11 protein-coding genes are annotated in these 11,433 nt (G+C 70.3%); 5 read left to right on the top strand and 6 right to left on the bottom strand.

The window, feature by feature from the left end:
• Positions 1-107: 107 nt before the first annotated feature.
• Positions 108-2,192 carry a tetratricopeptide repeat protein gene (locus tag ACZ63E_RS39450; protein ID WP_465341426.1) on the top strand — a complete coding sequence of 695 codons (2,085 nt, stop codon included), beginning with the start codon at positions 108-110 and terminating at the stop codon, positions 2,190-2,192.
• A 9-nt stretch (positions 2,193-2,201) separates the two neighbouring features.
• On the opposite strand, the gene ACZ63E_RS39455 is transcribed toward ACZ63E_RS39450, so the two are convergent.
• From ACZ63E_RS39455 to ACZ63E_RS39475, 5 genes are all read right to left on the bottom strand, one after another.
• The gene (locus ACZ63E_RS39455) at positions 2,202-2,939 is read right to left on the bottom strand and encodes a Long-chain-fatty-acid--CoA ligase (RefSeq protein ID WP_465341427.1); all 738 of its coding nucleotides are present in this window, start codon (positions 2,937-2,939) and stop codon (positions 2,202-2,204) included.
• Between the two features lie 53 nt (positions 2,940-2,992).
• Positions 2,993-3,715, bottom strand: coding sequence for a DUF2786 domain-containing protein (locus ACZ63E_RS39460; protein WP_465302325.1), 723 nt, complete (start codon positions 3,713-3,715; stop codon positions 2,993-2,995).
• A 67-nt stretch (positions 3,716-3,782) separates the two neighbouring features.
• On the bottom strand, positions 3,783-4,340 hold the full coding sequence (locus ACZ63E_RS39465) for a TetR/AcrR family transcriptional regulator (protein ID WP_465341428.1): 558 nt from the start codon (positions 4,338-4,340) through the stop codon (positions 3,783-3,785).
• A complete protein-coding gene (locus ACZ63E_RS39470) occupies positions 4,319-5,116 on the bottom strand; it encodes an SGNH/GDSL hydrolase family protein (protein WP_465341429.1) in 798 nt (265 codons plus the stop codon). Before ACZ63E_RS39470 ends, ACZ63E_RS39465 begins: the two co-directional genes overlap by 22 nt.
• A 174-nt stretch (positions 5,117-5,290) precedes the next feature.
• The gene (locus ACZ63E_RS39475; protein WP_465341557.1) at positions 5,291-6,739 is read right to left on the bottom strand and encodes a helix-turn-helix domain-containing protein; all 1,449 of its coding nucleotides are present in this window, start codon (positions 6,737-6,739) and stop codon (positions 5,291-5,293) included.
• A gap of 126 nt (positions 6,740-6,865) precedes the next feature.
• Here ACZ63E_RS39475 and exaC point away from each other — a divergent pair, with 126 nt between their 5' ends.
• Positions 6,866-8,389: an acetaldehyde dehydrogenase ExaC gene (gene exaC, locus ACZ63E_RS39480; protein ID WP_465341430.1), complete on the top strand. Its 1,524-nt coding sequence runs from the start codon at positions 6,866-6,868 to the stop codon at positions 8,387-8,389.
• A complete protein-coding gene (locus tag ACZ63E_RS39485; protein WP_465341431.1) occupies positions 8,389-8,757 on the top strand; it encodes a DUF779 domain-containing protein in 369 nt (122 codons plus the stop codon). Before exaC ends, ACZ63E_RS39485 begins: the two co-directional genes overlap by 1 nt.
• Here the strand turns inward: ACZ63E_RS39485 and ACZ63E_RS39490 are convergent.
• Positions 8,726-10,081, bottom strand: coding sequence for a M20 family metallopeptidase (locus tag ACZ63E_RS39490; RefSeq protein WP_465341432.1), 1,356 nt, complete (start codon positions 10,079-10,081; stop codon positions 8,726-8,728). The two genes, ACZ63E_RS39485 and ACZ63E_RS39490, sit on opposite strands and share 32 nt — an antisense overlap.
• A gap of 55 nt (positions 10,082-10,136) precedes the next feature.
• Here ACZ63E_RS39490 and ACZ63E_RS39495 point away from each other — a divergent pair, with 55 nt between their 5' ends.
• Both ACZ63E_RS39495 and ACZ63E_RS39500 read left to right on the top strand, forming a co-directional pair.
• Positions 10,137-10,820, top strand: a complete 684-nt coding sequence (locus tag ACZ63E_RS39495) for an MOSC domain-containing protein (protein ID WP_465341433.1) — start codon at positions 10,137-10,139, stop codon at positions 10,818-10,820.
• Positions 10,810-11,400 carry a TetR/AcrR family transcriptional regulator gene (locus ACZ63E_RS39500; protein ID WP_465341434.1) on the top strand — a complete coding sequence of 197 codons (591 nt, stop codon included), beginning with the start codon at positions 10,810-10,812 and terminating at the stop codon, positions 11,398-11,400. Before ACZ63E_RS39495 ends, ACZ63E_RS39500 begins: the two co-directional genes overlap by 11 nt.
• The last annotated feature ends 33 nt before the right edge of the window (positions 11,401-11,433 follow it).

The raw sequence follows: 11,433 nt of genomic DNA on the forward strand, positions 1-11,433 counted from the left end.
ACCGAGCGCGCCGGCAGGCCGGAGACCAGGGGATACCGCCCTACGTCGAACGTGACATCGACGCAGACCTCCGGCGCCGGCTGGACGCTGCGTCGGAGGCAGGCGGTTTGGTTCTCCTGCTCGGCCATTCCGCGGCGGGCAAGACTCGCTTGGCCTACGAGGCGATGCGCGCGGTCATGCCGGATCGTCGCGTGGCTGCGCCGTCGCAGGGCAGTGAGCTGGGGGAAGTGCTCACGACGATTGTTGAGTCGTCGGTGGAGTGCGTCGTCTGGCTCGACAACTTGGAGCTGTTCCTCGGGCCGGGTGCGCTGGACTTGGCGATGTTGACTGCGTTCCGGGAGCGGAGAGTGCCCCTGCTGGGGACTATTCGGATGCAGAAGTACAAGACCTTTCACCCGATGTTTCAGGATGTCCTCCCTGTCGGTGCGGACGCCGTCTTCCTGCAGACCGCGCAGATCGGTGCGCGAGTGCTCGAGTCAGCCGATCTTCTGGAGGTTCAGCGACTCTGGAGCGAAGAAGAGCTGGCGCGTGCCGCTGATTGTGATGACGACCGGATTGTCGATGCTGTCTTACACCATCGTCACCACGGCGTCGCCGAATACTTGGCGGCGGGTCCGGCCATTTGGTCCGCCTGGCGAATTGCCAGGGATGTCGACGGTCAACCTCGTGGTGCTGCGCTCGTCGAGGCTGCGACCGACCTGGCGCGAGCGGGCTTGGCCGGACCATACGACGAAGAGCTCATCGTCGAACTGCACGAACAGTATCTTGAAAAGCAGGGCGGCCTGCTGCTACGGCCGGAGCCATTGGATGAGGCATGGGCTTGGGCAAGCCGGCAATTCCACGGGGTGACCAGCCCGCTGCTCGAAACCGCCGGCGGCAAGTGGAGAGTGTTCGACTACCTGGTCGACCAGGCCGAGCGGATGCTGCCGCACCAACCGGTGCCGGACGCGGTCTGGCTCGCCGCGAAACAAAATTCGTCCGGCGGTGATCTCTTCGAAGTCGCGCTTCGAGCAGCGGAGGCGGCCACCCCGGTTTCGGTCGACGTGGCCGAGTCCATCTGGCGGTTCCTTCTCGAGGCCGACCTCGTGAGCGCGATGGCCTGCTACAACCTGGGAGTTCTCTGCAGCGAGAACGGCCGGATCAAGGAGGCGAAATCGTACTTCTCACGAGCCGCGAAGGCAGGTGAGCCGAGGGCGGCGTTCAACTTGGCCGTCATCTATTCCCGGGAAGAGAAGCTGGAAAAGTCGCGGAAGTGGCGGATGCGTGCGGTCGATGCGAACTATCCGCCGGCTTTCTTCCTCGTCGGGTTCGATCTCGAAGAGCAGGGGAAGCTGGACGAGGCCGAGCAGTGGTATCGGCGTGGTGCCGAGCTGGACGAGCATCGATCCGCCACCAACTTGGGCAAGCTGTTGAGCAGCACGGGGCGGGTTCAAGAGGCACTTCCCTGGTTCCACAAGGCCGAAGAAGAAGGCGACCCGTTCGCGACCTATAACATCGGGCTGTTCCACCACGAGGCCGGCCGGTGCGAGGCCGCGGAGGAGTGGTACCGCAAGGCGTCGGAGCGCGGATCCGCTGAGGCGGCCTTCAACCTCGGAACGCTCCGGTTGCAGGCCGGAGACCACACCGGTGCGAAGGACTGGTACCAGCGAGCCTTCGAAGCCGGATTCTCTTCGGCTGCCGGAAATCTGGGCAAATTGCTGAGCGAATCGGGTGAACTTGACGAGGCTGAACAGTGGTTCCGGCGTGGCATGGCAGCAGGGGACGTGCCCGCCACTTTTGGACTCGGCGCCCTCCTCTACAAGAGCGCGCGGCTGGAAGAAGCGCTGGTGGTTCTCGAGCCAGTCGCCTCTGCTGACGAGAGCGGAGGTCATGCAGCGCTTGCCGAAATCCTGAACGAGCTCGGACGCACCGATGAAGCGATCCCCTACTTCGAGTCGGCGGCCGAGGCCGGAAACCTGTCGGCTGCGTTCAACCTGGGGGTGATCCACGTCAGGCGCGAAGACTTGCAGGAGGCGAAGCGCTGGTACCGGAAAGCGGCAGAGGCCGGCGATGCGGAGGCGGCAAGCAATCTCTCCGATGTTCTCTTCAAGGAAGGGCGGCTTGCGTCGGCGTCGTGGTGGATCGGCAGGGCGCGGTCCCTTCGCGCCGAGGCGGTTGCTGCTGCCGCGGAGCCGGAACCCGTCGTTGGGTGATCCCTGAGGTCACATCGGGTGGTCCATCCAGACGTTCGGTTCGACGTAGGTCGCCGTGTCGTAAGCCGTCGACGCGTACACCGGGGCGATGCCGCCGGGGATGAAGTTCTCGCCGTCCTGGAGCTTGACGCCCGTCCATGCCCGCCAGTCGGCCAGGGAGCCCGCCAGCGTGACCGCGAACGGGCAGACCTTGACCACCCGCGCGCCGAGGCGCTCGTGGGTGCGCAGCCAGCGGTCGGCCAGGAGGCCGTCTTCGCGCCGGCGGGCCGCGTACTCCGGCATCGGGACCGCCGGTTCGGCCTCCTTGCCGATCGGGCGCACCGAGACGATCAGCTTGCGCAGCCCCGTTTCCGCGGCCCGCGCCTTCAACGCCTTCAGCATCGGCGTGGACAGCCCGCTGCCCCGGCGGTGCGGCGCGATCACGACTTCCAGCGCGCACAACGCGGTCGGCGCGCGGCCGTCCATCACGTCCTGCGCCGCCCACTCGATCGCCTGGTCCCAGCCGTGGTCGGGCAGCTCCGTGCGGTCCGGCGCCGGATAGGCGAGCGGGACCGACAGCGCACGGGCCATCGGGACGCCCTCGTCGTCCAGCGCGATGAGGAAGTAGCGCGCCCAGTGCCGAAGGAACCGCTCGCCGGTGATCATCCGGCCGCTGGCGCCCTGGTAGATGAACTGGCCGCCGACGTCGCCGAGGTTCAGGGCGGCGTCGAGCAGGTCGGGCCGGGACGCAAGATCGACAACGCGCATGCGCCCAGTGAAGCGAAAAGATGATCGGCCGGATAGCGGCATCCGGGCGACAGTCAGCGGGCGGGCAGCGCGTTCCGGCGGCGGGTGAGCGCGGACGGGTCGAGGTTCGCCCGCGTGCCGGCGTCGTGGCCGTCGAGGTATCCGCTGCCGGACAGCCGCCTCGGCGCGGCAGAGCGCAGGTCGCCGAACTGCTCGTCGAACGCGTGCTGCACCAGCTGCGCGCGGTCGCGCACGACCAGCTCCGCCGACCGCGCGCCGGGCGCCGCCGTCCGGACCGCTTCCTCTTCCGCGAGGGAAAGCCGCTCGTGCACGGCGCGCGCGAAGCCGTGCAGCCAGGTGCGCCGGTACGCGGCCAGCGACTCGCCGGGGAAGAAGCCGTCGGGCCGGACGCGGGTCAGCTGCGTGCTCGCCTGCAGCAGCAGGCTGGTGAACAGCAGCTCGACGCGGCCGAGGTCGGACCGGTAGCCGAACACCGTGACGCTGTCGACCTTCTGGCCGTAGCGGTGCAGCAGCGTCCGGCAGCGCAGCGGGTACGCGACCGAGGTGAGCAGGCTCGCCTTGTCGCGGCTGTACGGGTCGTTCATCGGGATCTTGAGCGTGCCGATCTCGTCGCTCGCCCCGGCCGCGGCGAGCATCGCCTGGTCGATGCCGTAGCGGGCGACCAGCTCGGCGGCCTTCTTGTTGTAGGCCTCGGCCTCCGCCTCGGTGACCGCCGGGTCCTCGGCCTTCGCCAGCAGCTTGCGGATGCGCTCGAGCTGCGGGTCTGACTCGGTCATGGCGGTGAGGGTATTCGATCAGGTGTTCGGGCGGGTGCAGCGGGGGTTCGCGTGTCGCGGACCGGGGTCAGCCGAGGTAGGCGTCGAGGGTGATGGCCAGCGCGGACTCGGGTGACGGCGCGAAGCTCGCCCCGGCCAGCCCGCCCCACAGCCACAGCTGGGCGAGACCGTGCAGCGCCGCCCACAGCGACGCCGCGACCAGCCGTAGATCGGCGCCCGACCGGGCGACCGGGGTCGGCACCGCCGCCACCAGCACGGCGAAGGTGTCGAACACCGCGCTCGCCGCCGCCGAGAGCGCCGGGTCGTCGGCGTCGATCAGGTCGCGGCGGAACATCAGCTCGAACATCGCCGGGTTCTGCAGCGCGAAGTCGAGGTAGCTGTGGCACGCGGCGGTCAGCCGGACGCGCGGTGAGGTGTCCGGCAGCGTCTCGCGGCGGGCGAGCAGGTCGGCGAACCCGCGGGTCGCGACGGCGGAGAGCAGCTCGGCGCGGCCGGAGAAGTGCCGCAGCGGCGCGCCGTGCGAGACGCCGGCGGCCTTGGCGATCCCGCGCAGCGTCACCGCGTCGACCCCGCCTTCGACGAGCAGCTGGGAAGCCGTCGTGATCAGGCGTTGCCGGGTGCCCATGCTTCCTCCCTCGTGATGGGGAGCAGGTCCGGGCGCTTCGGGAAGAAGCCGTCCCCGGGCTGACGGCCGATCAGCCGGTTGCGCGTGCGCGTGACGGCGACCGGGGCGACCTCGTGGAGCAGCCAGTGCAGGTCGGCGCGCCAGCCGCTGGTCTCGGCGGCGCCGGGCAGCGGGGCGAGCCAGGCGGGGTCGGCCGCCCGGCCGAGCAGGTCGAGGACGTAGGCGGCGAGCCGGCGGTGGCCGTGCGTGGAGAGGTGGAGCCGGTCGGCGCCGAAGTACCGCGAGTCGGTGACGGCCTGGTCGGGCCACAGGTCGATGAGCCGGGCGCCGTAGCTGACGGAGGCTTCCCGGATCGCCTCGTTGAGCGCGACGATCCGCGGCCGCATCCGGCGCCCGAGCGGCATCCGGTGGGAGACGTCGCTGAGGGTGAAGGTGACGACAACGGGAGAGATGTCGGCACAGGCCCGGACGGCGGCGTCGACCCGCCGCGCGACGGTGCGCGCGTCCCAGCCCCGGCTCATGATGTCGTTGCCCCCGCCGAAGAGGGCGACGAGGTCGGGCTCGAGCCTCGTGGCCTGGGGAACCTGCTCCGGGACGATCTGGTCGAGCCGCCGTCCCCGGACGGCCAGGTTGGCGTACCGGAAGTGCGGCTCGTCCCGCGCGAGGTCGGCGGCGACGAAGTCGGCCCAGCCGCGGTAGTGGTCTTCGCCGGGGTACGGGTCGTCGAGACCTTCGGCGCAGCTGTCGCCGAGGACGACAAAACGGTGGTAGCTCATCCCGATCTCCGTAACCCGTGGTTCACCTTGCAGACACTGTTTATCAAACTTCTGTAGACGGTGTCTACTTCGTGTTCACCCGGGTGAGAGCGCCCCAAGGCCACATTGGGGCGCTCGGGGCCGGGCTCAAGTGACCCTGAGCGGGCGTCGGCCGACTTTCCGGGGGACCGCGGCTCAGGCGAGCCGTGTCCGATGGGCCGCAACAGCCGCCCGGCGCGGGTCCGTCGCCGGGAGCGTCCCCAGCAACCTGTCCAGCACCGCGAAGTCGTCCACCCCGCAGGCCGTCTCCCAGAACGACCACAGCACGCCCGGGTCGCCGCTGTTCAGGGCCACCTGGCGGACCTGAGCGGTCAACGATTCGCGCTCCTCGAGGATCGCCGGGGCCTCGGACTCCGGCAGCAGCGGCCCGCGGAACGCCCGCAACACCTCCGCCGGCGAACCCGTCCGCAGCGACGCCCGCACCCGCAGGAAATCCGCGTCGACGTCCGCCGCCAGCCGGTATGGCCGCGTCTGGACCACCGACGCCCCCAGCTGGGACCGCAGGCGGTGGATCTCCGCGCGGACCGTCACCGGGTTGCCCGACTCGCCGTACAGCTGCAACGCCAGCCGCTCCGCCGAAAGGCCGCTCGGGTGCAGGGCCAGCAACGTGAGAATCTCCGCGTGCCGCAACGTCAACGGGACGTCGCGACCGTCCACAGTGGTCGAATGCGCGCCGTCGGCGAGGAACTCGAGGCGCAGCCGGGCGCGCTGGCCGCCGCCACTCGAGGACAGCCGCAGCAGATACCCCTCGGGCAACGGCTCGACCGTCGCCAGCCGGCCGTCGGGAAGGGCGACCGTGCCGCCGCCGCGGCGGATGTCCACTGTGGACGGCAGGAGGCACGCTTGGGCCGCCAGCACCCGGCCGCCCGCCGACAGCAGGGCGCCCGGCCGGCCGCGCAACGCCTCCAGGTGCGGCATGTTCACCCGCCGCAGCCGCTCGTCGCGGACCGCGAGCTGAGCGCGCAGCTGCCCCTCCGCGAGCTGTGCCGTGGCCGTGACCAGCGACAACATCGCCGGGTGCACCGTGCGCAGCGGCCCGCTGACGTCGATCGAGCCGAGCAGCACGCCCGTCTCGGGGTCGCGGACGGGCGCCGCCGCGCAGGTCCACGTGTGGTACCGCCGGACCAGGTGCTCGGCCGAGTAGATCTGCACCGGGTCGCCGGTCGCCAAGGCCGTGCCCATGGCGTTCGTGCCGATCGCCGCCTCGCTCCACTGCGTGCCCTCGACCAGGCCGACGCGGTCGCCGCGCAGCAGCTGGTTCGTCGCGCCCTCGCGCCAGAGGATCAGGCCGTCCGCGTCGGTCACGATCATCACGTGCTCGGCGTCGTCGGCGATGCTCACCAGCATCTGCCGCAGCACCGGCAGCACCGGCGCCAGCGGATGGGCCTCCCGCAGCGAGGCGAGGTCGGCCGGGTCGAGGACGAACGGAGCCTCACCGTCGTCCGGGTCGACCCGCGCGGCGAGCGACCGGTTCCACGAGTCGGAGACGACCGAGCGTGGCGGACGGGGCCCGGGAACACCCTGGAGCACGGCCTCGCGGACGTGTTCCAGCAGCCGCGCGTACGACTCGGGATCGCGCAGCATCTCCGGCTCGGGCGCCTCTGCCACGTCTCCAGCGTAGAGACCCAGCTCACAGCGCTGCAACGCTCGTGCAACGTGGCCGGACCTACGTTCGCGGTCTCCGTCACTCCGAGCAACGAGGCAGGGAAGATGGTCCAGTACGCCGCACCGAACACCGAAGGCAGCGTCGTCAGCTACGAGTCGCGCTACGACCACTACATCGGCGGCGAGTACGTGCCGCCGGCCGGCGGCCAGTACTTCGAGAACCCGACCCCCGTCACCGGGAAGACCTTCTGCGAGATCGCCCGCGGCACCGCCGCCGACGTCGAGAAGGCGCTCGACGCGGCTCACGGCGCCGCCCCGGCCTGGGGCAAGACCTCGGTCGACGCGCGGGCGAATATCCTGCTCAAGATCGCCGACCGGATGGAGCAGAACCTCGAGAAGATCGCGGTCGCCGAGGCCTGGGAGAACGGCAAGGCCGTCCGCGAGACGCTCGCCGCCGACATCCCGCTCGCGATCGACCACTTCCGCTACTTCGCCGGCGCGCTGCGCGCCCAGGAGGGCGGCATCTCGCAGATCGACGAGAACACCGTCGCCTACCACTTCCACGAGCCCCTCGGCGTGGTCGCGCAGATCATCCCGTGGAACTTCCCGATCCTGATGGCGGTCTGGAAGCTCGCCCCGGCGCTGGCCGCGGGCAACGCGATCGTGCTCAAGCCGGCCGAGCAGACGCCGGCGTCGATCCACCTGCTGTTCTCGATCATCGGCGACCTGATCCCGCCGGGTGTGGTGAACATCGTCAACGGCTTCGGCGTCGAGGCGGGCAAGCCGCTCGCGTCGAGCAACCGCGTCCGCAAGGTCGCCTTCACCGGTGAGACCACGACCGGTCGGCTGATCCTGCAGTACGCCAGCGAGAACATCATCCCGGTGACCGTCGAGCTGGGCGGCAAGAGCCCGAACATCTTCTTCGACGACGTCGCCGCGCAGAACGACGCCTTCTACGACAAGGCGCAGGAGGGCTTCACGCTCTTCGCGCTGAACCAGGGCGAGGTCTGCACCTGCCCGTCGCGGGCGCTGGTGCAGAGCGGCATCTACGACAAGTTCATGGGGGACGCCGTCGAGCGCGTCCGCCGGATCAAGCAGGGCCACCCGCTCGACACGGACACGATGATCGGCGCGCAGGCGTCCAACGACCAGCTCGAGAAGATCCTCTCCTACATCGACATCGGCAAGCAGGAGGGTGCGGAGATCCTGGTCGGCGGCGGCCGCAGCGACCTCGGCGGCGAGCTGTCCGGCGGGTACTACGTCGAGCCGACGGTGTTCGCCGGGGACAACAAGATGCGGATCTTCCAGGAGGAGATCTTCGGCCCGGTCGTGTCGGTGACCAAGTTCGACGACTACGACGACGCCATGAAGATCGCCAACGACACGCTCTACGGCCTCGGCGCCGGGGTCTGGTCCCGCGACGGCAACACCGCCTACCGCGCCGGCCGCGACATCCAGGCGGGCCGGGTGTGGGTGAACAACTACCACGCCTACCCGGCGCACGCGGCCTTCGGCGGTTACAAGGCCTCCGGCATCGGCCGCGAGAACCACAAGATGATGCTCGACCACTACCAGCAGACGAAGAACATGCTGGTGTCCTACTCCGACCAGGCGCTCGGGTTCTTCTGATGGCCGAGCGGGTGGGGCTGACATCGGTGGCCGCGGATCTCCTGCGGCAGCTGGTGTCGGTCCACGGGCCGGTGATGTTCCACCAGTCCGGCGGGTGCTGCGACGGCAGCGCCCCGATGTGCTACCCGGCGGGCGAGTTCAAGACCGGGCAGACCGACGTGCACCTCGGCGACCTCGTCGTCGAGGGCATGGCGGACATCCCGTTCTGGATGTCCGGGCCGCAGTTCGAGTACTGGAAGCACACGCACCTCACGGTCGACGTCGTGCCCGGCCGCGGGAGCGGGTTCTCCCTGGAGGCGCCCGAAGGCGTGCGCTTCCTGATCCGCTCGCGGCTGTTCACCGACGAAGAGTCGGCGGCGCTGAACTGAAGGCGCCGAACAACGCCGTGGCGAGCACCAGCCCCTCCCGGGCGACCGGGGCGAGCAGGTGCTCGTCCGGCGCGTGCTGCAGGCACCCCGGGTAGGAGTGCGGCAGCCACAGCGTCGCCAGGCCGAGGACGTCGGTGAAGACGTGGTTGGGCAGGCCGCCGCCGAAGCTGGGCAGCAGGGCGACGGGCTTCTCCGCGACAGAGTCCAAAGTGGACTTCGCCCAGCTGACCCACGGGTCGTCGACTGGCGTCCGGCTCGCGCGGAAGCTGGCTTCGGTGCGCACGATTACCATCGGAAACCCCTGTGCCGCAAGGTGTTTCTCGACTGCCGCACCGATGTCGCCGACGTCGGTGCCCGCGACGTACCGCAGCTGCAGGACCGCGCGGGCTCGGCCGGGGATGGCGTTGACCGGGCGGTCGGCGTTCCCGGCGTCGAGGGCCAGCACTTCGAGGGTGTTCCAGCCGTAGAGCCGTTCGGCGGGGCTCAGCTCCGGGTCTCCCCAGCCGTCGTCGGCCGGGACGTCGACGTCCGCCAGCGCCGCGCGGACGGACTCGGGCAGCTCCGGCGGCAGCAGCGCGGGCAGCCGGATCCGGCCGTGGCCGTCGACGAGGCTCGCGATCGCCGCGGCCAGCGTCGTGGCCGGGTTTCGTAGGATGCCGCCCCAGTTCCCGGAGTGGGAGCCACCCGGGCGCAGGTCGACGTCCAGGTCGATCCGGATTCCGCCGCGTGCGCCGAGGAACAACGTCGGCGTCGCGGCATCGAGGCGCGGGCCGTCGGAGGCGATCAGGACGTCCGCCTTCAGGAGGTCCTGCTCCTGCTCGGCGAACTCGGTGAGCCCTGGCGAGCCGATCTCCTCGCCGGTCTCGAAGAGGAACTTCAGGTTGAAGCCGAGGGTGCCGCGCGCTTCGAGGAGTAGCCGCAACGCCGTCAGGTTGACCAGGTGCTGGCCCTTGTTGTCGGCGGTGCCGCGGCCGTACCAGCGGTCGCCCTCCGCGGTCAGCGTCCAGGGATCGAGGCCGTCGCCCCAGCGGCCGGCCTCCCCGACGACGTCGGCGTGGCCGTAGCAGAGCAGCGTCGGAAGGTCTTCTCCTTCCGTGCGGACTCCGACCAGGAACGGCCCGCCCGCCGGGTCGGGGTTGGGGTGCTGGGTGACGTCGCAGCCGAGCGCGGTCAACGCGGGCGTCAGGACCTCGTCGAGGTAGGCCTGGATCGCGGCTCGGCCTTCGGGCGCGTCACTGACCGTGGGATAGGCGACCAGCCGGGCGAGCTCGGTGAAGAAGGCGCCGGAGTCGACGTGGGCGCGGGCCTGGTCGAGCAGTTCCATGCCCGCCACCTTAAAGGCGTGAAACAATACGAACGGTCGTGCTATCTTCGAGGGCATGAACGTCGACAGCGTTTACGTGGGGGAACCGAGTGTGCTGGGGTACCGGCGGGAGCAGCCGGTCTGGAGTGGCATCACCAAAGCGCGGGTCGCGGCGCCCGAGCTGAAGCTGACCGAGCTGAACCTCGACGGCGACCGGCAGGCCGACCTCACCGTGCACGGCGGCCCCGACAAGGCCGTCTACGTCTACCCGGCCGAGCACTACGCGGCCTGGGCCGAGGACGGATTCGAGGCCTCGACGGCCGACTTCGGGGAGAACATCTCGCTGTCCGGCGTCACCGAGGACAACGTCCGGATCGGGGACGTCTGGGCCTGGGGTGACGCGCTCGTGCAAGTCTCGCAGCCGCGTTCGCCGTGTTTCAAGCTCGCGATGAAGACCGGCCGCAAGGACGTCGTCCCGGCGATGATCGACTCCGGGCGCAGCGGCTGGTACCTGCGGGTGCTGCGGCCGGGCACGGTCCCGACGTCGGGCGCGGTCGAGCTGGTCGAGCGCGCGGACGGGCCCACGGTCGCCGAGGTGTACCTGATCTCGTTCGCCAACTACGGGCAGCTGCCGCCGGAGAAGGTCGAGCCGGCGCTGGACTTCGCCGACCGCGTGCTGGCGACCCCCGCGCTCGCCGTGTCGTGGAGCGCCGGGATCCAGTCCACTGTGGACCGCTGGCGGGCGCGGCGTGCCGGTTGACGGCCGGCTCGCCCGCGGCGACGCGACCCGGCGCGTGGTGCTGCGCCGGGCGGTGGACGTCGCGTCGGTGGACGGCCTCGACGGGCTGTCCCTCGGCCGGCTGGCCACCGAGCTGGAGCTGAGCAAGAGCGGCGTGTTCGCGCTGTTCGGCTCCAAGGAGGAACTGCAGCTCGCGACGATCGAGGCGGCGCTCGGCATCTTCGAGACGCACGTCGTGGCGCCGTCCCGGGCGGTCCCGCCCGGCTTGCCGCGGCTGCGGGCGATCTGCGAGAGCTGGCTGGAGTACTCGGAACAGCGCGTGTTCCCGGGCGGCTGCTTCTTCTTCAACGTCGGCGCGGAGTTCGACGCCCGCCCGGGCCGGGTGCACGACGCCGTGGCGGCGGCGAGCGGCGCGTTCGCGGAGTTCATCCGCGAGACGGCCCGGGAAGCGGTCGCCCTCGGCCACGTGGATGCCGACGCCGAAGTCCTGGCGTTCGAACTCCACGCCTTGGGCCGCGCGGCCAACGCCGACGCCGTCCTCAACGGCGGAACCCACGCGTACACCCTGGCCAGGCGGGCGATCCGCGCAAGACTGTCGTGAGTGGTAATTAGGGTTAGAACCCTAATTACCACT

It is taken from the genome of Amycolatopsis sp. NPDC104819, from assembly GCF_055583145.1.